Source organism: Chryseobacterium taiwanense (assembly GCF_000813825.1).
GTDB classification, from domain to species: Bacteria; Bacteroidota; Bacteroidia; order Flavobacteriales; family Weeksellaceae; genus Chryseobacterium; species Chryseobacterium taiwanense.
In genome coordinates this window covers 20724-43501 of record NZ_JWTA01000001.1, presented here as the reverse complement: position 1 = coordinate 43501, position 22778 = coordinate 20724, and the positions used below count along the sequence as shown (strand labels likewise).

Below are 22778 nucleotides of genomic sequence, written 5' to 3'. Positions count from 1 at the left end.
AACAGTCAATGATGAGAATAAAGTCTATATTGGTTTCACAACCTGCGCCTAGTGAATCTTCTCCATACTTGGATATAGCGAAGAAGGAAAAAATAAAGATAGATTTCCGTCCTTTCATCCACGTCGAAGGAGTTGACAACAAAGAACTAAGAACACAGAAGATAGATCTAACGCAATATACCGGTATCATTTTCACCAGTAAAAATGCGATAGACCACTATTTCAGACTTGCAGAAGAGCTTCGTTTTTCGGTACCGGATACGATGAGATACATCTGCCAATCTGAGGCAATTGCCAACTATCTTCAAAAACATATTGTTTATAGAAAAAGAAAGATCAGCTTCGGAGAGAAGAACTTCTCTGATCTGGCTCCTCTTTTCAAAAAATTTCCGACAGAAAAATACTTACTACCATCTTCAGATGTATTGAGTCCGGATATTGTAAAGACATTGGATACAGCAAATATCGACTGGACAAGAGCAATCATGTACAGAACGGTTTGCAGTGATCTTACAGACATTAACATTAAGGATTACGAAATGCTGATTTTCTTTAGTCCGCAAGGAATTAAGTCACTACAACAGAATTTCCCTGATTTCAACCAGGATGAAACAAAAATTGGTGTTTTCGGAAATACAACGTTAGCAGCTGCAGAAGAAGCGGGATTAAGAGTAGACTTAATGGCTCCTACTAAAGAAAACCCTTCTATGACTATGGCATTAGAAAAATATATTAAAACACTTCATAAGTAGTTTTTAATATCAAAAATAAATCGGCCGTCTTTTCAGTAAAGGAAAGATGGCTTTTTTTTAATTACATTTGAACAAGAATTAACATTGAATGGAAGCTCCACAGGCAAAAAAAATAGAAAAAACACTAGAAATACACGGTGACAAAAGAATTGACAATTATTTTTGGCTCAACGAAAGAGAAAACCCGGAGGTGATAAAGTATCTGGAAGAAGAGAATGCTTACGCCGATTTTATGATGAAGGATACAGAGCAGCTTCAGGAAGATCTTTTTGAAGAGATGAAAGCCCGCTATAAAAAGGATGATGAATCTCTACCGTATTTCTTTAATGAATACTGGTACATCGTTCGTTATGAAGAAGGAAAAGAATATCCTATTTTTTGCAGAAAACATAAAAGTTTAGACAATGAAGAAGAGATTATTCTTGATGTGAATATTTTAGCAGAAGGCGAAAATTATTTTGAAGTAGGAAGCGTTGCTGTTTCTCCGAATAATAAGCTTACTTCTTTTTCTACCGATAATGTAAGCCGTAGAATTTACTCGATTAATTTTAAAGATTTAATAACAGGAGAAATTCTTACTGATAAAATTCCAAATACAACAGGAAAGGCAGTTTGGGCAAATGATAATGAACACATTTTCTACATCAGAAAAGATGATAGCCTACGTGCTTTCCAAGTGTACAGACACAAATTAGGAACAGATACTTCAGAAGACGTTTTAATTTTCCACGAAAAGGATGATACTTTTGATGTGAATGTTTTTAAGACAAAATCGTTAGAATATATTTTCATTGCAAGTTCGAGTACGATTTCGGATGAACACAGATATATCCCTTCAAATAATGTTTTTGCAGATTGGACCATTATTCAGCCAAGAATTGATGATTTAGAATACTCTGTGGAGCATTACGAAGATGAGTTTTATATCATCACCAATGCAGACGATTCCTTCAACTTTAAAATCGTAAAAGCAAAGATTGACAACTGCGGAATGGAAAACTGGGTCGATGTGATTCCTCACCGCCCAGAAGTATTATTGGAAGGATTTGAGATTTTTAAAAATTATCTGGTTCTTGAAGAAAGAGAAGAAGGTTTATTACAAATAAAGATTATTGACGAAAAAACTCAGGAATCTTATTACTTACCTTTCTCCGATCCTACTTACACGGCTTACATTGGTATTAATCTAGAATTTGATACGGAGGTTTTACGTTATGGCTATACTTCTCTGACAAAGCCAGGCTCAACTTATGAGTACAACATGAAGGAAAAAACCACCAAGCTCCTGAAACAACAGGAAGTTTTGGGAGGAAAATTCTTAGCTGAAAATTATATTTCTGAAAGAATCTGGGCAGATTCGAGAGATGGAGAAGCAAAAGTCCCAATTTCTTTAGTGTATCATAAAGACACTAAAAAATCTGCGGATACTCCTCTACTTTTATATGGGTACGGAAGTTATGGACACACCGTTGATGCAAGTTTCTCCAATGTAAGATTATCAATTCTGGATAGAGGTTTCATTTATGCGATTGCTCACATCAGAGGAGGAGAATATTTAGGAAGAGAATGGTATGAAGACGGAAAAATGTTGTTTAAGAAAAATACGTTCTTTGATTTTATTGATGTCGGAAAATTTTTAATTAAAGAAAACTATACCTCGTCAAAACACTTATACGCGATGGGCGGAAGCGCAGGAGGATTATTGGTTGGAGCAGTTGTAAATTACGAACCTAACTTATTCAATGGAATTGTAGCACAGGTTCCTTTTGTAGATGTAATTTCTACCATGCTTGACGAAACGATTCCATTGACTACTGGGGAATATGATGAGTGGGGAAATCCAAACGATAAAGAATATTACGATTATATGAAATCGTATTCTCCCTACGACAATGTAGAAGCAAAAGATTACCCAAATATATTAATAACAACCGGATTACATGATTCTCAGGTTCAATATTGGGAGCCAGCAAAATGGACGGCAAAATTAAGAGAAGTAAAAACGGATGATAATCTTTTGGTTTTCAAGACCGATATGAGTGCAGGACACGGAGGAGCAAGCGGAAGATTTGAGTCACTAAAAGAAGATGCATTGGAATATGCATTTTTATTAAAATTAGAAAATAAAAAGGATGATTAACGAAGCAGAATATTGGCAAAAAATAGAACAATTTTTCATTGAAAATTTTGATACTGAAAAAGGCGCTCCGATTGAAACCTATTTATTTTTAATCGGACTACAGGAATTGGGAAGTGGCCAACAGAAGTATACAAAAGATGATAAGGTAAATTTAATCCACATTGCGGTTTGCAGATTATTGGAACCTTTTGGATATTATAAATTCTCACATTATGACGATGATGGATATCCACACTTTGAAGAACTGGAAAAACTTCCGGAATTAAAGCCGAATGAACAACAGATCCTGATGAAAAAAGCAATTATTCAATACTTTCAGGATGAAGAATTAATTTGAAAATGAGATAATTTGAAAATTTTTGAATTGTATAACATAAAAATGGAAGGTAATTTTTGCTTTCCATTTTTTTTGTTTGAATTAAAGAGATTTTTTAAATTTAAAGTATACTCATTACTCTTAAGTTTTGACTAAAAACGTTTTTAAATTAAAAAACAAGCTAAAGCCCATTTCTATTCATAAAAATATCACTTTTAATTTTCAAATTACTCCATTTTCAAATTCTCAAATTAAAATCTCTTCCAACTGATTAAGCCCCGTTTTAAAACCTTCTTCAAATCCCATTTCCAGCAATTGCTTTAAAGCTTCTTCTGACGGAAGATGAATATTAATCGTAACTTTTGTTCCCTCTTCTACTCCTGTAAAACCAAGAAGCCATTTTGCCTGTGGAAAATCTTCATTAATTGTTCCGTTTTCATCACAAAAAGCATCTATTCCATCAAAGCTTCTATGCTCTCTGATTTCACCATATTTTAATAAAGAATAATGCCTTTCTCCTTGTGGTCCTACCATTGAATACAACCAAGTTCCATTCTCCTTAAAATCCTGTCCTTTAGTTTCACACTTCCAAGGCTTTGGAGCCCACCACAGATCCAATAATTCGGATTGGGTAAAATAGTCCCAGACTTTTGACACTTCCGCATGGTAAATTTTCATTACATACACAGAATTTGAATCAAAATCTTCGTTAAAAGTGATCGTTGATTTCATATTACCATTTTGTTTTAAACAAAGCTAGTTTTTTATTCTCACCCGGAAACCAATTCTATAAAAATGATTAAATATTTATAAATAAATGTTAAAAAACACTCTTTTAAGAAAAATTATACAATTTTTTGGCTCGTATTTTGTTTATCAAATCTTAAAATGATTAATTTTAACATTCACAATTATAAAAAACTATTAAAATTAAATAATGAATAACAAATTCATCCCAATAATTTCAGTGTTTATGACGATTTCACTGATCGTTTTTGTCACACTCCAATTTTATTGGCTGAAAGGTTATTATGGAGCTTTGGAACAGGAATTCACCAACAAAGTGTATGCTGCTCTGGAAAGCACCTCCAAGACCATTGGCGAAATTGAGGTCGAGAAATACCTGAATGAAGATTTTAAAAACTTCAGAAAAAACATTTTAGCCAATAGTGAACAACCTTCTTTAACAACCATACAACAAGTAGAAGATTCCGGAACACAAAGACAGATCATCTACTCTAAAAATATCATTGAAAAAACTCAGTTGCCGATTTCTCCCAAAGGCGACTCAATAAAGCTTACCACTTTATATACTGATGAAGCAGCATACAAAATGAAAAGAGATACCACCAATCGGGAACCTCTTACCGCAGACATCAATCAGGATATTGAAACAGGCGATTACTCTATGAAAGAGTACGTAAAGGTCTATGGAAACAATCTTCCCATTACCAAGAGAGTCGATCAGAAAATTTTGGATTCCGTGATCACTAAAGAGCTTAAGATAAGAGGTATTACTGCTGCTTTTGGATATGGAATTACCGATAAAAACAACATTCTGACCAGTGTTGCCAACAAAATCTATAAAGAGAAAAAAGATAATAACTTCTATAATTATCCGCTTTTTACAGATAAAAAAGACCGTACCATCTATAGCCTAACTTTAGTTTTCCCTAAAAAGGAATACTCTTTAGCTATGAACAATTGGCCGATGCTTTTAGGTACTTTCCTTTCATTGCTGACGATTTTGGGAATTTATATTATTTCCATTAATTATATGATGAGGCAGAAGAAACTGGCAGAAGTTAAAACGGATTTCATCAACAATATGTCTCACGAGTTCAAGACTCCACTCGCAACCATTTCTGTAGCGACAGATTCTTTGGCAAATGACAAGATTGCAACCAATCCGGATAAAGTAAAATATTACTCCGAACTGATAAAGCAGGAAAATCTCAGAATGAAAAAACAGGTGGAGAACGTATTGAATATGTCGAAGCTTGAACGTAATGAAGTAAAATTATTCTTAAAGGAAACGAACGTAAGAGAATTGATCAAAAAGACAACTGAATCCTTCAATCTGATTGTTCAGCAAAGAAACGGAACGCTTAATCAGGAATTTAATGCTACGAACTACACCTTTAAGATTGATGAATTCCACATTTCCAATATGCTCGTGAATCTTTTGGACAATGCGAATAAATATTCATCAGAAACGCCTGAAATCACTATTAAAACTAAAAATGAAGGCCATTTTTACGTTATTGAAGTTTCAGATAAAGGAATGGGGATGGAAACCCAGAATAAAACGAAGATTTTCGAAAAGTTCTTCAGAGAAGAGACCGGAAATATTCACAATGTGAAAGGACAAGGTTTGGGACTTTCATATGTAAAGAAAATTGTAGAGTTACATAAAGGACAAATCATTGTAGATTCTCACAAAGGAAGCGGAAGTACATTTACCATTAAGCTTCCAATGAGCTAAAAAAGAAAAAATTTAATAAAATATTAAACCAAATAACAAATTATAAAAAGAGAAGAGTGACTTCGTTCATTCTTAAATATTAATTTTTTAATTAATTTAAAACTATGAGCAACAGAATATTATTAGTAGAGGACGATCAGAGTTTCGGGGCAGTGTTGAAGGATTATTTGACAATAAATAATTTCGAAGTTACTCTTGCCACAGATGGTGAACAAGGATTAAAAGAATTTACAGAAAACGAATTCGACATCTGTATATTCGACGTGATGATGCCTAAAAAAGACGGTTTTTCGTTGGCTGAAGACGTTAAAAAAATTGATAAAAACACACCGATTATTTTCTTGACTGCAAGAAATATGAGAGAAGATATTTTAAAAGGATATCAATTGGGAGCAGATGACTACATCACAAAACCATTTGACACGGAATTGCTTTTATACAAGATCAAAGCTATTCTTCAAAGAAGCTCTACATTGGAAAACGAAGAACAAGAGCAGTTTAAGATCAGCAATATCTTCTTTGATTCTATGTTGAGACAACTAAGAGTTGGAGATAATGAATACAAATTGTCACCAAAAGAAAACGAATTGCTGAAACTTCTTTGTCTTCACAGAAACGATTTCATGCCAAGAGATCTTGCTTTGAGAAAAATCTGGAAAAAAGAAAACTACTTCACCGCAAGAAGTATGGACGTTTATATTGCAAAACTTCGTAAGCTTTTAAAAGATGATGAAGGATTGGAAATTATCAACGTACACGGAGAAGGATTTAGACTTCTGGTTAAAAATTAAAATGCTTTAAACAAGCCATATATTATGTAAAATAGCAAAACATTTCGAAATGTTTTGCTATTTTTGTTTTAAACGATCAAATTGGATATGAGAACTTTACTTTTAGGATTTACAGTGACCGGACTTTTAACCATCTCTTGTAAAAAAGATGAGAGACCAACCTATATAAAAGATGAAAACGGAAGTCAGCCTGTTTCTACGGTCAACAATACTCCAAAAGCATCTCTAATGGCTCAAGCCGGAATTCAAACCGCTCAACCCACTCAAATGGCAACTGCTCCGGGAATGAACCCTCCTCACGGACAGCCGGGACACCGTTGTGATATTCCTGTCGGGCAGCCTTTAAGCTCCGCTTCGACACAAAATCCACAGCCGGGAACTCAAAATGTTACGGTAAACGCAAATCAAGGTCAAACTATTCAAATTGATCCTAGTTCTTTAAAACAGATCAATAGTACTAATAAACCAGTAAAAACCGCTCCGGGAATGAATCCTCCTCATGGAGAACCGGGCCACAGATGTGATATTGCAGTCGGACAACCATTGAACAGCAAACCTGCTGCTACTCCACAACCTGTTCAGACAATCGCTCAAAACACGCCTACTCCGGCTCCAACTCCCGCACCGACAGGTCCAAAACCTGAATTAAACCCTGCTCACGGAGAACCTTGGCATGACTGCGCCAAAAAAGTAGGAGATCCTCTTTAATTTTTTTGTAAATTTGCCACAGTGAAATGGGGTCAGATTATAGCAGTTATTTTCTGTTTAGGGATTTTTTTAGTTCCTAAAGATAATTTCTATGCTCAGAATATGCAGGAAACTTGCTGCAAATCTGAATCAGGTATAGACTGCTGCAAAAACGATCACAAAGAACATTCTAAAGACAATCACAACAAAAAAGAACAAAAATCTTCCTGTAATGATGATTGCTGTTCAACTTGTGTGGCGTGTTACACTTTTATAGAAACTCCTTTTTCGAAGAGCTTTCAACTGGATATATCTTACTACAAATCAAACAAAAACTTACAATTTCAGTATTCCGATCCGTATATTTCAGATCGTTTAAAAGAGATTTGGCAACCGCCGAAAATAGCTTAATTCAATCAACAGAAGTTCATTAAAATATTTAGTGAACCGTTTTTTAATTAATCTAAATTTTAAACAAAATGAAATTATATATTTCCAGGATTATTCTTGGTGTATTCTTACTATCTACACAATTTATATTTGCCCAACATCTTTCTAAAAACCAGTTCAAAGTAAAAGGAAACTGCGAAATGTGTAAAGAAAGAATTGAGAACACGGCTAAAAAAGCAGGAGCAAAAACAGCAACCTATTCTATTGATCTGCAAACATTAACTTTAGAAACAGACCATACAATTTCAACCGATGATATCTTAAAAAAAGTCGCTGAAGCAGGTCATGACAATGAAAAGTTCAAATCCGACAACTCAGCCTACGAAGCACTGCCAGGATGTTGTCATTATGAAAGAAATCTACAGCCAAAATCTGTTGAAAACCATGAACATCATTCCAAAAAAGAGAATGAATTCTATGTAAAAGGAAATTGTGAATCTTGTAAAGCCAGAATTGAAAAGGCAGCCAAAGATGCAGGAGCAGATTCTGCAGAATGGAATGCCGAAAAGCAATTGGTGACTTTAAATTTTGATCCAAAAAAGACTTCTTCAGATAAAATTTTAAAGAAAATCGCAGATGTTGGTCACGACAATGAAAAATACAAATCCAGCGATAGTACGTATAAAAACTTACCTGCATGTTGTTTGTACGACAGAGAAATTCTTTTTGGAGAAGCTAATCCAAAAGTTCATGCTGAAGAAGGTACTTCCGAACACTCAGAACACAACGATCATAATGCCACAAATGAAAATCATGGCAATCATGAAAAACAGATTGAAGGAGTTACAGTAACCAGTTCAAAAGCAGCAACTTCTTTAAATAAAAAAGAAGCCGGATTGGTTTTTACTATTGATAAAAAAGAATTATTAAAAGCTGCTTGCTGTAATCTATCCGAAAGCTTTGAAACCAATGCCACTGTAGATGTTTCTTTCAGCAATGCCGTAACGGGAACAAAACAATTGAAAATGTTAGGTTTAGATCAAAAATACACAAGCTTAACAAAAGAATTGCTACCTGAAATTCGAGGGTTGGCTTCTGCATATGGGTTGAATTTCATTCCCGGAAGATGGATTGAGAACATTCAGCTGACAAAAGGCGGAAGTACGGTAACAAATGGCTACGAAAGCATTACAGGACAAATCAATACAGAATTGTTGAAAAATGCTGAGAAACCTGAGACTTCATTAAATTTATTTTCTGATTTTAACGGAAGAGCCGAAGCCAATATTACCAATGTTTCGCCCATCAATGATAAATGGTCACAAACATTTCTACTTCATGGAAACGGAACTTTCGGAGATACGGACATGAATGAAGACGGATTTCTGGACAGACCAAAAGGAACTCAGTTAAATGCAGCTTATTTACTGAATTATAACGATTTGGAAAAGTCTGGTTTGGGTTCGCATTTTGGAATTAACTTTATTAAAGACGAAAGAACTTCAGGGCAAATCGGATTTGATAAAAAAATTCCGCAGGACAAGCAATCGCTTTACGGTGTCGGAATTGATATTTCCAGATTTCAGGTTTGGAATAAAACCGGGTATGTTTTTAAAGGAAAACCTTACCAGAGTTTAGGCTGGATGAACCAATATACGTATCATCAGCAAGACAGTTTCTTTGGGTTAAGAAATTATTCCGGGAAACAGCAAACCTATTATTCAAACTTGATTTTTGAAAGTATTTTAGGAAATACAAACCATAAATATAAAGCCGGAGCAAGTTTTATGTATGATGGTTATGATGAAATGTATTTAACCAACAATTTTAAAAGAAACGAAATCGTTCCCGGAGCTTTTGCTGAATATACTTTAACAGGTTTAAAATATACTTTGGTTGCAGGAGCAAGAGTTGATTTTCATAATTTGGCAGGAACTCAATTTACTCCAAGATTGAATTTTAAATATGATTTCACACCACAAACTATTTTGAGATTGTCTGCGGGAAGAGGTTTCAGGACAGCGAATGTTTTTGCGGAAAGCCAGCAATATTTTGCGTCGAATAGAAGTATTCAGATTCTACAAAACGGTGGAAACATTTATGGTTTAAAACCGGAAATCGCATGGAATTACGGAGCAAGTTTACAACAGGAGTTTAAACTTTTCGGAAGAAAATCTACAGTTGTGGCCGATTTTTTCAGAACGGATTTCCAGGATCAGGTAATGATAGATTTAGACCGTTCACCTCAGCAATTGACTTTCTATAATCTTGACGGAAAATCTTTTGCCAATTCATTCCAAACACAGTGGGATTTTACACCGTTCAGAAACTTTGAGGTAAGATTGGCTTACAAATATTACGATGTTCAGGCAGATTATTTAGATGGAATACGTGAAGTTCCATTCATGGCGAAGCACAGAGGTTTTGTGAATTTGGCCTACTCAACCAATAAAAATAACAACGGCGGATTCTGGAGTTTTGACACAACATTGAATTTGGTGGGAAAACAAAGACTACCGAATACCTCTTCAAATCCTGAAGAGTTTCAGTTACCAACCTATTCTGAATCTTATGCAATTTTAAATGCACAAATCTCCAGAAACTTCAATAAAAAAATCAGAGCTTATGTAGGTGGTGAAAACCTGACTTCATATTATCAGAAAAACGCAATCGTTGATGTTAAAAATCCTTTCGGAAATTATTTCGATGGTGGAATGGTGTATGCTCCGATTATGAAAGCGAATTTTTACGTAGGACTTGATGTGACTTTCTAGGTTCCAGCGTTTGAGAGTCGTTATGTTTGAGTTATTTTCAAATTATTTCATTCTCAAATTTTCAAATTAAAAAAAGGCATGGTTTCAATAATTTAATAATTAAGAAGCCATGCTTTTTTGTACCTTTATCTTAAAGAAAATCTATGTCACAGACACTTATCTTTGAAGATAATTACAAGAAATTGGGCTTCGAAACTTTTTCTGAAAAGAATCTGCAAACGCTCAAAGATTCCAATTACAAATCTGAAATCAAAGTTTTCTATGTTCCGGAAGGTTACGAATTGACAGTAGATTTTAAGCAGTATACAACAGAAAATCCGGCTTTATTCTTTTTAACCAACCAACATTTGAATGTTGGAAAAGGCATAAACGAATCGCATCTTTTATATTACAACCGTGATTTTTACTGCATCCAGATTCATGATAAAGAAGTAGCCTGTGATGGACTTCTCTTTCACAATGTTTTTGAAATCCCTTTCGTAGAACTTGATGAAAATGAAAATTTCATCATCAAAAATTTATTCCAAAGTATTAAAGAGGAACTGGAATGGAAAGATTCTTCCGCGGAGGAAATGATCCGAACTTATGTAAAACAAATCATCATTCGAGCAACAAGAAAATGGAAAAAGCAAAATCTGGATAACGACGAAGTAAAAATTCCTATCAATGAACTCGATATCTTCCGTGATTTCAGCCGACATCTGGAAATTCATTTCAGAGAAAAACATAATGTGGCAGATTATGCAGACCTACTTCACATCGCTCCGAAAACATTAACGCATAAATTTAAGAGTTTAAACCTTGAATCTCCCAACCAGTTTATCATTAACAGGATTTTACTGGAAGCCAAAAGACTTTTATTTTATACTGATAAACCCGTGAAAGAAATCGCTTATGATTTAGGCTATGAAGATCCGGCGTATTTCAACCGGCTTTTCACTAATAAAATTGGAAGTACACCGACAAATTTCAAAAAAAATTACACTTCGGGAAAAAAGTACAATATTTAGGTCTATTTATCTATTTATCCGAAACAACATCTGCTATACCTTTGTAACATCAAAAATCAATTAATATTTAAAAACAAAAAACAATTATTATGAAACGTAACGCAACAGCCGTATGGAACGGTAACATCAAAGAAGGAAACGGACACATCACTACTCAAAGTACAACATTAAACCAAACTCAATATTCTTTCAACAGCCGTTTTGCAGATGGAGTGGGAACAAATCCTGAAGAATTATTGGCAGCAGCTCACGCAGGATGTTTCACCATGAAATTGAGCGCAGAACTTTCTCAGGCAGGCTACACTCCTGAAGAACTGACGACAAAATCTGTGATCACTTTAGACCCAAACATCGGAAAAATCACAAAATCCGAATTGACATTAACGGCTAAAGTACCGGGAATTTCAGAAGAAGAATTTCAAAAGTATGCGAAAATCGCTGAAGAAGGATGCCCTGTAAGTGCAGCTTTCAACTTTGAAATTACTTTGGAAGCTACTTTGGCAAACTAAGAATTTAAAGCACAAAGTTTTTCATTCCGTAGGAATCTCAGCGAATTATTAGAGATATAATTATAAATCTTTGCTCTGATTCCTACGGAATGACAAACTAAACGTATAGAAAAAATAGAAAGTTTAAATTTAAACATCAATAGGAACGGGCTTTAGCCCGTTTTTCAATTTAAGCCCATTCAATTGGCTTTAGCCAAAATTAAAAAAAATCAAAGATCCACCTTAATAAACCTTCACTTCTTCAATAAAATCTCAATGCTTCAATTCAATAGATCAAAACCATCATTCTTAATTGTAAAATAAAATATACCGATCGGTATATTTGTTGTATATTTGTATCATAATCAATTGAAAATGTCAAAAGCGGAAAAGACAAAACAGTTCATTATCGAGAAAACGGCATCTTTGTTTAATACCAAAGGTTATCTATCAACGACTTTATCAGACATTGCACAGGCAACCCATCTGACGAAAGGAAGCATTTATGGAAATTTTGCGAACAAAGATGAACTGGCCATTGAAGTTTACAAATACAACTCTGGTCTATTGAGCAAAAGTATGTCACGATCTTTTGGAGATGAATTTCCTACGACAATGGATAAACTTCATGCTTTTGTGGACTTTTACAGAAAAAACTGGCGTTCGGTATTTTCAAATGGAGGTTGTCCGTTGATGAACGCCGCAACAGAATCCGACGATATTTTTCCGGGGCTTAAAAATCAGGTTAAAAAATCATTTGAAGACTGGGCAGGAAAAATTTCATCGGTTATTATTCAAGGTCAGAAAAATGGAGATTTAAATGAAAAAGCTAATGCAGAAGAATATGCTTCTATTTTCATCATGCTTCTCGAAGGAGGAATTTTACTATCCAAAACAACGGGAGATGAAAAATTTTTAAACCTTGCTTTAGAAAGGATCACCAAAATGATTGACAATGAATTAAACATACTTCCCTCATAAACTTCACGATATGGAAACAAAAAAAGTGGCAATTGTAGGATACAACAGAATTCCGTTCGCCAGAATGAATACAGCTTATACAGACAAAGGAAATCAGGATTTATTGCTTCCTGCATTAAATGGTTTGATCGACCGCTACAACCTCAAAGGAAAGCTTCTTGGTGAAGTTGCCGGAGGTGCGACAATCAAGCATATTTCTGAAAGTAATCTCATCCGTGAAACCGTAATGAATACTTCTCTCGATCCTGCAACTCCCGCTTGTGATTTACAACAGGCTTGTGATACAGGGATTGAAGCAGCCGTTTATATCGGAAATAAAATTGCTTTAGGTCAAATTGAAAGCGGAATTGCATGTGGTGTTGAAGCAATGAGCAACATTCCTTTTGAATCTTCACCGAGATTAAGAAAAGCTTTGTTAAAAGCCAATAAAGAAAAATCTGTCTTTGGAAAAATCAAGCAATTATTGAGTCCAAAATTAAAAGATTGGATGCCGATTCCTTACAAAGGGCAGGAACCGAAAACAGGTTTGGTAATGGGAGGTCACACAGAAATTACCGCTAAATATTATGAAATTTCCCGTGAAGATCAGGACGAATTGGCTTTTAAAAGTCATCAAAATATGGCAAAAGCATATGATGAAGGATTTTTCAATGATATGATTACTCCGGCTTATGGTTTAGATAAAGACAATAATCTTCGCAGAGATACAAGTTTAGAGAAGTTAGCAACACTAAAACCTGCTTTTGATAAACAAAACGGAACTTTAACGGCAGGAAATTCAACACCATTTACCGATGGAGCTTCTGCTGTTTTACTGGCAAGTGAAGAATGGGCAAAAGCAAATAATTTACCGATTTTAGCTTATATCACTTTTTCAGAAATTGCAGGAATTGAATATGTTGAAAATCAACAAAACTTGCTTCTTGCTCCTGTTTTTGCAGCCGAAAGAATGCTGAAAAAAGCAGGAATGAATCTGGAAGATTTCGATTACTATGAAATTCACGAAGCTTTTGCAGCACAGGTTTTAGCCACCTTAAAAATCTGGGAAAATGATGATCTGGCAAGAAAATTCGGACTGGAAAAAGCATTGGGAAAAATCGACAGAACTAAATTAAATGTAAAAGGCGGAAGTTTAGCCGTAGCTCACCCTTTCGCTGCAACGGGAGGAAGAATCATCGGAACTTTAGCGAAAATTTTACATGAAAAAGGAAGCGGAAAAGGATTTATCTCTATTTGTGCCGCTCGTGGACAAGGGGTAACGATGATTTTAGAAAAATAAAAATTGAACGTATGGATAGATTAGCACAATTAAGACAATTCATTGGAAAAGAATTCACAGCATCACCTTCTCCCTTTATGAAATGGCTCAACCCGATTGTTATTTCGGTGGAAGAAGGACATCTTGAATTTCAATATACCGTAAGACCAGAGTGGCTGAACCCAATGGGAAATCTTCACGGAGGAGTTACCGCAGCAATTTTTGATGACGTCATTGGAGCAACAATGTTTTCTTTAAATGAAAAAACCTTTATAGTAACGATAAATAACAGCATCGATTATTTTTCAACTGCAAAAGAAAATGATAATATTGTAGCGGAAACAAAAATTATAAAAAGAGGGAAGCAATTCGTCAATGCAGAATGTGAAATATGGAACGCAGACAAATCAAGATTAATTGCAAGAGGAACCTCTAATTTATTCAAAATTAATAACTAATATGAAAAGAGTTGTCATTACAGGTCTTGGCGCAGTGACGCCATTGGGAAATAATGTCGAAGAATTCTGGCAAAACAGCATCAACGGAGTGAGTGGAGCAAATACAATTACACACTTCGATACGGAAAAATTTAAAGTACATTTCGCTTGTGAGGTTAAAAGTTTTGACCCAAAAGTTCATCTGACACACAACGAAATCAAAAGAAGTGATCTCTTCTCACAATATGCAATGTATTCTACAGCAGAAGCATTGAAAGATTCCGGACTTGAACTGGAAAATATGGATCCGTTCGACACCGGAGTAATCTGGGGAACAGGGCAAGGCGGAATGTGGACCTTCGAAAGTGAAGTGATGAATTTCGCAGCCGGAGACGGAACACCGAGATTCAATCCGTTTTTCGTTCCTAAATTCATTGCGAATATGGCTTCGGGAATGATTTCTATGAAATTCGGGCTTCAGGGAATCAATTATACTACGATTTCAGCTTGTGCTACAGGAAATACAGCATTGATGGATGCTTTCAATTATATCCGTTTAGGAAAAGCTAAAGTTATCGTGAGCGGAGGTTCGGAAGCAGCTATTTCTCCGGCTTCGGTTGGAGGCTTCTCAATTATGAAAGCAATGTCTACAAGAAATGAAGATTTTGCAACGGCAAGCCGTCCTTACGATGCTGACAGAGACGGTTTCGTAATGGGAGAAGGTGCAGGAGCATTGATTTTGGAAGAATACGAACACGCAAAAGCAAGAGGGGCAAAAATCTACGCAGAATTGGTTGGAGCAGCAATGACAGCAGATGCATATCACATGACAGCACCTCATCCTGATGGAGTTGGAGCAATAAAAGCTATGCAATTGGCTTTAAAAGAAGCAGGAATCAACACAGAAGATATTGATTATATTAATCCTCACGCAACATCTACCCCACTTGGAGACCTGGTTGAACTGAATGGTATTAATAAATTATTTAAAGGAAGTAAAAATCTTGACATCAGTGCAACAAAATCGATGACAGGTCACTTATTAGGAGCAGCCGGAGCAGCGGAGGCTATTCTTTCGATTAAAGCAATTGAAAACGGAATTATCCCACCAACGATCAATCTTCACACGATTGATGAAAATATTCCGAAAGACATTAATATTGTTTTTGGAGAAGCTAAGGAAAAAGACATCAATTATGCGTTGAGTAATGCTTTTGGATTCGGAGGGCATAATGCGACTTTGATTTTTAAGAAATTTTCTTAAATAAATCTCTCGCAGATTTAGCAGATGACGCAGATTTTTTTGCAATACATCGGCTAAATTTGTTTGATCTTCGAGAGAAAAAATTATATCATTAATATTTAAAATTTTAATAGATTCTTCCTTCGTCAGAATAACAAAATATTGGAAGATTTTAATGAAGATAATTACAATCCTTGTGTTTTGAAGCACAGGGATTTTTTATGTCTTAAAGTTTTTTGTAAGTTCGCATACACACCACAATTTATTTTTATGAAGAAACTCCACTATGTTTTATTAATTTTCATTTCAAATTTCATTTATTCTCAAAACAATTTTGAGATTGAGCTTACTTCTGATTCTTATATTAATGACAGCCTTATTTTGGGAGCTCCCATGACGAGAAAAGGGTTTGGAGATCTTTACACATTCGATGTACAACCGAATAAAAATATTTCAAAATTTGGTTCGGATCATTCGCTGTATTTTATAAAAGTTCAAAAAGAAAACCGTATCAACGGGTTTATAGAATATCCTCAACCGGTTGCTTTTGTCTATCTGGATAAAAAGAATAAATCGGTTTCCGGAACTAAAATATTTTTTCTGGAAAAAGGAAAATCTAAAATTGATTTACCAAAAGACATCAATTTTTTAGATCTCAATATAGATACACCCACCAATAAGGAATATAAAGTTTTGCAGAAAGCACTGGAAAAATTTTATGTAAAATCAAACCATCCCTACCAGCAAGACAGCTTAATAAGTCTGGACAAAAAGCAGGAATTTCTTGCAGAATACATCAAGCAAAATCCAAATTCGTATGTTGCGTTGTGGGAAATTGTAAATGATTATACAATGTACAATTACCATTCGGGGTATTTGAAAAACATGAATTTATTTTCAGCAAAGTTCAAACAAAACAAATTGTACAAAGGTGTTGAATCTCATTTAAAGGCGGAACAGTCTACATCTATCGGACAAAAAATTCCTGATATTTATTTTGATAAACAGAATAAACTGACTTCTGAATATTTTAAGAAACATAAATTAACTTTTATCGATTATTGGTCTACCACTTGTGCTCCCTGCATAAAAGGCATGCCTGAAATCGTAAATCTGTACAATGATTACAAAGATAAAAACGTAAACTTCATAACCATTACGGATGAACGCGCTCCCAATAGAATGGAGTTGGCTACATCTATTTTAAAGAAAAACAATGCCGATTGGATCAATTTCTTTGATGTCAATAAAGACTTCCAAAAGAAGCTAAATGCAACAGGATATCCTCTTCATTTAATCATTGACGAAAACGGGAAAATAATTGCAAGAATCAGAAACAATATTGAAGAAGCCAGAAATATCATTAAAGAATATTTGCAGTAACTTTTTAACATAAAAAAGCAGTCTAAATATAGACTGCTTTTTCCATTGTACGAAGTATATAAAACATTAAAGTATTATGATAAAATCTTAATCTGCAATAAACAAATCATCGGCATCTTCAGCAATCGGGATGTATAATCTTTCCCATTCTTTGCTTTTTACCATATCCCAGCTGTGTCCTTTTCCTTTCAGATCTTCAGCAAGCAAAACAGTTCCCGGCTTGATCAAAAATGTAGATCCGTCGGTCACTTTAAATCGGATATTCCCTTTTATGGTAATCACATATTGTCTTCTTGGAGCTGGATGTGCATTCTTTTCCCATTCTTCGGTTTTATTGCTCATCCAAAAAGTCGTCGTATTCATGTGTTTCAGGGTAGGAATTCTTCCTTTTTCAAAGGCGCATGAACCATCCGGTTTATTGATTAACCTTATTGCAGGAATAAACTCTGTGGTTTCTTCTGCTTTTACGCTTACTTTTTTATGATCTTTGTCCTGACCGTTCATAAATCCAACACTGCTTAATGCTAAAACAAGGCAAATGCCTTTAACGAAATTTTTCATTATAAATTTAATTCTTTATTTTTTAATTGTAAACTGTATCATGCACCATCATTTTCTCAAAAAACGGTTTGTATTTCTGAACTAAGGCTAAATGCTCAGGAAGCTGACCGTACGCTTCCAGTTCTTCCAGACTGTCGAATTCCATAGAAGCATTATATGTGAAGGTATTATCAAGAACTGCTCTTGGACTCGAATTGGCAGGTTTTCCGTACCGTAGATTTTTTTGATAAGGCAGTTTTTTCAAGCCTTCAAAAAAGTTTTCAAATTCTTTCACCTCAGCTTCGGACAGATCTTTCCTAAGCCAGAACAACAAATAATGGAAGTACACCTTTTTCTTTTTTATAGGGTTAAACATAGGTAAAGCAGACGCAAACATATTTCCTGAAATCAGCAACAGCGCAAAAGCCTGAACCGACCGGAATAAAAATTTTCTTCTTTCCATTGTACTATTTTTTAGTTAAAATCTATTCTGTATTTCAAAACAAACTGCCATTTTCTGTCGGAAACCACAGCATTATTAGAAGGATCTGCCGTGTAGACAGGTCTATTTTGAGCATCAAAAGTTAATCGGGAAGACATTCCATTCATCAATAAAGAAATTCCTGCATCATAAATTATGGCATTATCATGAAGCCCTTTCAGATCAGACAACTGCATACTTACCGCAGGTTGCAACTGAAGATTTTTTTTGTCTTTATTTAAGTAAGGCAACGTTCCGCCCAACTGAACATAATAGGTATTTCCTGTTCCGATTACAGGCATTGCATTTCCGGCACCGTTCAGACTTGCCTGAGTGGCATCCACAGAAGTTGCGGGATTATTTGCCCCTACGTAACGCACAAAATTAGGTCCGTAATCATTATGCATTGCCATTCCGTAAGCACTTATAGAAGTTCCCTTTTCCTTGTTTAAAGGAGCATCATAAAATAAATCTACCGCAAAGTTTTTCATATCATCATTAATGGTATTTTTATTAATATCCTGATGCCACATTGCATTATGAATATAATCGAAACCGGCGCCTAAACTCAGCACATTCTTCTTTCCACCATACGTTCCGGAATTAAAAGGGGTCGAAATATTTTCCTTATCTAGAAAGGCATATCTGAAGTATCCTGAGAAATCTTTACTTGGAGCATTTTTGCTGAAAGTGGCTACATTATACTTGGGATCTGAAGTCGCCATGGTATAAGGATCTGCAACCACCAAACGGTAATCAAATTTCCCTAATTGTCCTTTAACATATGCCCCCAGTTCTCTTACCGTATAATCTGTAGCACCTGCATTGGAAGTCGCATAGGCCGGTAAATCATACAATAATGTATTCAAAGGTCCCGTTGTGAATCTTGACAATCCTCTCCATGTAGAACGTCCTGCCCCGAAAGCAATTTTATCACTGAATGAATATTCTGCGTAGGCATCAAGCAAATCAAAATAATTACTTGCTTTTGCATTCATATTCACATTGGTTGTCCCGCCCTGCAAAACAAACATCAGTTTTTCTGTAGGTTTATACGTCATCTTTACTCTTACTCTTCTCAACGACAGATCCGAAGCTTCAGATTCTGCCTGATTATTGATAAGACTTCCCGGATTGAGCTGCGTATATCTTGCCCAAAGCTCTGCATATCCGCTGAAAGAAACATATCTTGTATGTTCTTCATTCAGATAATGTGTAAGTCCCGGATTATTAAAATCGTTCTTTTTCTGTGCTTCAACTTTAGAGTAAACACTCATCATAGAAATTAAAATGAGCCCGACCTTAACAGATTTTTTATTCATAATATATTCTTTTTCTTAATCCTTTTGTTGATTTCAACAGGGCAAAATTAGGCTCGAAAAACAAGGAACATCGTTAGAAAACCATTAGAAAATCTTTAGAAAATCATTAAAAGAATAAATCTGTTCTTTAAAAATGAAAATATGGAATACCTTTGTACAAGAAATTAAACAGCGGCTGATAATCAGTCAGCTATCAATAGTATTTCAAAATAAAACCTGAAAATCTGTTCTGAAATTATTTTTCACATGACCATTTTAATTATAGAAGATAATGCCCGTGTTTCTGCGCTTTTAAAAAGAGGGCTGGAAAGTCAGGATTACAAAATTTATATTTCGGAAGATGCAGAAGATGCCTTAGTCATGATCGAAAGAATTGCCATTGATCTCGTCATTACCGATATCATGCTTCCGCAAATGAACGGTATTGAATTAAGTAAAATCATCAAACAGAAAAACCCTGATCTGCCCATCATTATGCTTACAGCTTTAGGAACAATTGATGAAAAAATTGAAGGGTTTGATGCCGGAGCTGATGATTATATGGTAAAACCTTTTGAAATAAGAGAATTATATGCAAGAATAAAAGCGGTTTTATTAAGAAAATCATCTTCTCCTAAGAAAAGCGATTCTTCAAATTTAATTGAATATCAAAACCTTACTGTTAATACCAATACGAACCGTGTTTTCAGAAACGAAAAAGAAATCAGCCTGACTCCAAAAGAATTTAAATTGTTGGTTTTTCTCATGACCCATGCAGACAGGGTTCTGAGCCGTGAAGAAATTGCCGAGAATGTATGGGGAAATCATTTTGATACCGGAACCAATTATATTGATGTTTATATCGCGTATCTCCGAAAAAAGATTGACAAAGATTTCGATGAAAAACTGATTCATACCAAACCCGGGATGGGATTCATTTTTACACATCAGTTATGAAAATAGCGACCAGAACTGCCCTCAACTACGCCATTCTTACCGCAGGAATTCTTTTTGTTTTTGCGTATACCCTGTATTTTGTCTCTGAAAAAAACAGAGAAGATGAATTTAATGACCGATTGGGTTACAAAATCACCTGGAGATCAGAATTTCTTTTTGATGCGAAAATGGATGATGCCAAAATCCGAGAGCTGCACGAGCGCAATAAGAAACTCCTGAATGAAGCCGATATCAGCGTTTACAACAGTAAAAAAGAACTGATCTTTACCGATATTGAACCGTCTTCAAAAAATCAGTATTATTTAAATCAATTAATTAAAACGAAAAAAAACAGAATAACCTGGCAACGGAAAGACCGCCAATATATGGCCTTTAAATATGAATTCAATCATGAGAATTTCTACATTATCGGAAGCGCGGTAGATGTTACCGGAAACGCTCATATTGAAGAATTTAAGAAAGACATCATTATTATTTACATCATTTCAATTTTAATTATTTTCATCATTGGATTTTTGTTTTCCTATTACACGCTAAAACCTTTAAAAGATATTATTCTTCAGATCCGCGATATTTCGGAACATAACCTCAACAAAAGACTGGTCGTTCCAAAAGCAAAAGATGAAATTTACGAGCTCACCGAAACTTTTAATTCAACTTTTAACCGTTTAGAAAAATCATTCAACAATCACAAACAATTTGTAACGACTATTTCCCACGAATTCAGAACCCCGCTTTCGACCTTAATCGCTGAGCTTGAGCTTGCTAAAGAACTGAATGTAACATTAGACGATTACAAAATTTCAATTGACAATGCTTTGCAGGACGCCAATCATGCTTCACAACTCTCATCGGCTCTGCTCGATTTCGCGCGGGCGAGTTATGATGTTTCTCAAATCAGCTTTGTAGATCTTCGTCTGGATGAGATTTTGGCCGATGCTAAAGTGGCTTTACTTCAAAAAAATCCGACCTATAAAATAGGGATTCATTATATGGACAATCTTGCGGATAAAGATGAGAGCAACTATGATTTTCATGGAAACCCGTATTTGCTGCAGATTGCTTTTCTTAATTTAATGGAAAATGCCTGCAAATATTCGCCGGATAAAAATTGTCGTGTTGAGATTGAGGTACAAAACAATAATCTGGAAATTCGTTTCATAGACCACGGAATTGGTATTTCTGAGGAAGATCAGTCCAAAATATTCGATTTATTTTATCGCGGAAACAATAAGAATTATGAAAAAGGAAACGGTATCGGATTGTCGATTGTAAAAAGAATTGTGGAAATGCATCAGGGAAAACTTTCACTACAGTCTGAACCTTCAAAAGGAAGTATTTTTACAATAAAATTTACTTCATAAAAATTCAACCACAAAAGTCACAAAAGATCTAACACCGTAGTTTATTTAAAGTTAAAAGAACACTGCAAAAAAGAACATATTAGCTTTGAAAAAAATCTATGATTTTATTCTTTTTAAAAAACATTAAATAGCTTTTGTGACTTTTGTGGTTAATTAAATATTATAAAAAAGCAGTCCGTAACAGACTGCTTTTGTTTTATGCTTTCAACCATTCCGATTTGGAAAGGTAATTCTGATCAGGATAATAAATAAAGAGAAGATTTCTTCCTTTTATAGTATTAATGATCGGTTGTGTAAGATCTCTTGGAACAGCGGGACATCCCCAACTTCTTCCGATTCTTTTGTGCATGGCTGCAAAGCCTTCGCTTACATAATCCGCACCGTGCATAACGATTGCTCTTCTGTACGCTGCATCATTAAATCCTTTATCCATTCCCAGCAGTCTCAGAGAAAATCCGTTGTCTCCATTATAAGTAGCATCGGTTATATAAAAACCTAAACTACTTTGAAGCGAGCTTTCCGTGTTGGAAAAATTCGTTGCAAACTCTTCACCTGTGTTTTTTCCGTGAGCAACCAGTGAATTGAATAATACCTTTTTTTCATTAATATCAATTACCCAAAGTCTTTTTGTATTCGAAGACATAGAAAAATCGCATACCGTAAGTAAATGCGACTCCGAATTAAGCAAACCAGCTTTCTTTAAATTCTCAAAACCTGTTAAAGCTTTAAAGAAAACTTCTTCGTTAAGTTCATGCCCTTGTTCAAACGCTATAGACTTGTATAATGCTTCTGATGAAGACACTGCATTTTCAGTGATTTTCTCAGATTTCGTGGCTACTCTCTCAATTTTTTTTGTACCAATTTCATTCTTTACAATTGCCTTTTTCGGAGACAAATAGAATGACGTAGTTACCATGTAAACAATACCTAATAAACTAAAAAATCCTTTCATTCAATATTATGTTAAATCCAAATTAGTCAGCAAATGTATTAAAACATA

General features: G+C 34.8%; 22 protein-coding genes. 17 read left to right on the top strand and 5 right to left on the bottom strand.

Annotation, left to right across the window (positions count from 1 at the left end; translation table 11 throughout):
- Window positions 1–11: 11 nt before the first annotated feature.
- From RM51_RS00195 to RM51_RS00185, 3 genes are all read left to right on the top strand, one after another.
- The gene (locus RM51_RS00195; RefSeq protein WP_039364524.1) at window positions 12–752 is read left to right on the top strand and encodes a uroporphyrinogen-III synthase; all 741 of its coding nucleotides are present in this window, start codon (window positions 12–14) and stop codon (window positions 750–752) included.
- 88 nt (window positions 753–840) lie between these two features.
- Window positions 841–2892 (top strand): S9 family peptidase, encoded by a 2052-nt coding sequence (locus tag RM51_RS00190; protein ID WP_039363669.1) that lies wholly within the window; start codon window positions 841–843, stop codon window positions 2890–2892.
- Window positions 2885–3229, top strand: a complete 345-nt coding sequence (locus RM51_RS00185) for a hypothetical protein (protein WP_039363666.1) — start codon at window positions 2885–2887, stop codon at window positions 3227–3229. The genes RM51_RS00190 and RM51_RS00185 overlap by 8 nt, the downstream gene beginning before the upstream one ends.
- Window positions 3230–3454: 225 nt before the next feature.
- On the opposite strand, the gene RM51_RS00180 is transcribed toward RM51_RS00185, so the two are convergent.
- The gene (locus RM51_RS00180) at window positions 3455–3940 is read right to left on the bottom strand and encodes an SRPBCC family protein (RefSeq protein ID WP_039363664.1); all 486 of its coding nucleotides are present in this window, start codon (window positions 3938–3940) and stop codon (window positions 3455–3457) included.
- 205 nt (window positions 3941–4145) lie between these two features.
- On the opposite strand from RM51_RS00180, the gene RM51_RS00175 reads away from it, so the two are divergent.
- The 12 genes from RM51_RS00175 (at window position 4146) to RM51_RS00120 (ending at window position 17135) form a co-directional block, all read left to right on the top strand.
- Entirely contained in the window at window positions 4146–5693 is a 1548-nt protein-coding gene (locus RM51_RS00175; protein WP_039363661.1) for a sensor histidine kinase, read from the top strand.
- A gap of 104 nt (window positions 5694–5797) precedes the next feature.
- Window positions 5798–6484 carry a response regulator transcription factor gene (locus tag RM51_RS00170; protein WP_039363658.1) on the top strand — a complete coding sequence of 229 codons (687 nt, stop codon included), beginning with the start codon at window positions 5798–5800 and terminating at the stop codon, window positions 6482–6484.
- Window positions 6485–6571: 87 nt separating this feature from the next.
- The gene (locus tag RM51_RS00165; protein WP_039363654.1) at window positions 6572–7192 is read left to right on the top strand and encodes a hypothetical protein; all 621 of its coding nucleotides are present in this window, start codon (window positions 6572–6574) and stop codon (window positions 7190–7192) included.
- 21 nt (window positions 7193–7213) lie between these two features.
- A complete protein-coding gene (locus RM51_RS00160; RefSeq protein ID WP_052248326.1) occupies window positions 7214–7582 on the top strand; it encodes a hypothetical protein in 369 nt (122 codons plus the stop codon).
- A gap of 68 nt (window positions 7583–7650) precedes the next feature.
- Window positions 7651–10335, top strand: a complete 2685-nt coding sequence (locus tag RM51_RS00155; protein ID WP_052248325.1) for a TonB-dependent receptor domain-containing protein — start codon at window positions 7651–7653, stop codon at window positions 10333–10335.
- 143 nt (window positions 10336–10478) lie between these two features.
- A complete protein-coding gene (locus RM51_RS00150; protein ID WP_039363651.1) occupies window positions 10479–11345 on the top strand; it encodes a helix-turn-helix domain-containing protein in 867 nt (288 codons plus the stop codon).
- An 89-nt stretch (window positions 11346–11434) separates the two neighbouring features.
- Complete coding sequence (locus RM51_RS00145) at window positions 11435–11854, top strand: OsmC family protein (protein ID WP_034677843.1); 420 nt, start codon at window positions 11435–11437, stop codon at window positions 11852–11854.
- Window positions 11855–12208: 354 nt separating this feature from the next.
- The gene (locus RM51_RS00140; RefSeq protein ID WP_039363646.1) at window positions 12209–12814 is read left to right on the top strand and encodes a TetR/AcrR family transcriptional regulator; all 606 of its coding nucleotides are present in this window, start codon (window positions 12209–12211) and stop codon (window positions 12812–12814) included.
- Window positions 12815–12824: 10 nt separating this feature from the next.
- The gene (locus tag RM51_RS00135) at window positions 12825–14093 is read left to right on the top strand and encodes an acetyl-CoA C-acetyltransferase (RefSeq protein ID WP_039363643.1); all 1269 of its coding nucleotides are present in this window, start codon (window positions 12825–12827) and stop codon (window positions 14091–14093) included.
- 11 nt (window positions 14094–14104) lie between these two features.
- Window positions 14105–14530: a PaaI family thioesterase gene (locus RM51_RS00130; RefSeq protein ID WP_039363640.1), complete on the top strand. Its 426-nt coding sequence runs from the start codon at window positions 14105–14107 to the stop codon at window positions 14528–14530.
- 1 nt (window position 14531) lies between these two features.
- Window positions 14532–15773, top strand: coding sequence for a beta-ketoacyl-ACP synthase II (gene fabF / locus RM51_RS00125; protein ID WP_039363636.1), 1242 nt, complete (start codon window positions 14532–14534; stop codon window positions 15771–15773).
- 249 nt (window positions 15774–16022) lie between these two features.
- Window positions 16023–17135, top strand: a complete 1113-nt coding sequence (locus RM51_RS00120) for a TlpA family protein disulfide reductase (RefSeq protein WP_039363633.1) — start codon at window positions 16023–16025, stop codon at window positions 17133–17135.
- An 87-nt stretch (window positions 17136–17222) separates the two neighbouring features.
- Here the strand turns inward: RM51_RS00120 and RM51_RS00115 are convergent, their stop codons facing one another.
- From RM51_RS00115 to RM51_RS00105, 3 genes are read right to left on the bottom strand one after another with little or no spacing between them, the layout of a single operon-like run.
- A complete protein-coding gene (locus RM51_RS00115) occupies window positions 17223–17696 on the bottom strand; it encodes a cupin domain-containing protein (RefSeq protein ID WP_228375752.1) in 474 nt (157 codons plus the stop codon).
- Window positions 17697–17718: 22 nt separating this feature from the next.
- The gene (locus RM51_RS00110) at window positions 17719–18138 is read right to left on the bottom strand and encodes a Dabb family protein (protein ID WP_052248324.1); all 420 of its coding nucleotides are present in this window, start codon (window positions 18136–18138) and stop codon (window positions 17719–17721) included.
- Window positions 18139–18149: 11 nt separating this feature from the next.
- Entirely contained in the window at window positions 18150–19478 is a 1329-nt protein-coding gene (locus RM51_RS00105) for a hypothetical protein (protein WP_039363631.1), read from the bottom strand.
- Between the two features lie 246 nt (window positions 19479–19724).
- Between RM51_RS00105 and RM51_RS00100 the strand changes: the two genes are divergently transcribed.
- Window positions 19725–20414 (top strand): response regulator transcription factor, encoded by a 690-nt coding sequence (locus RM51_RS00100; protein ID WP_039363629.1) that lies wholly within the window; start codon window positions 19725–19727, stop codon window positions 20412–20414.
- Window positions 20411–21778, top strand: coding sequence for a HAMP domain-containing sensor histidine kinase (locus RM51_RS00095; protein ID WP_039363626.1), 1368 nt, complete (start codon window positions 20411–20413; stop codon window positions 21776–21778). The genes RM51_RS00100 and RM51_RS00095 overlap by 4 nt, the downstream gene beginning before the upstream one ends.
- Window positions 21779–21974: 196 nt before the next feature.
- Here the strand turns inward: RM51_RS00095 and RM51_RS00090 are convergent, their stop codons facing one another.
- Entirely contained in the window at window positions 21975–22730 is a 756-nt protein-coding gene (locus tag RM51_RS00090; protein ID WP_039363623.1) for a murein L,D-transpeptidase catalytic domain family protein, read from the bottom strand.
- Between the last annotated feature and the right edge of the window lie 48 nt (window positions 22731–22778).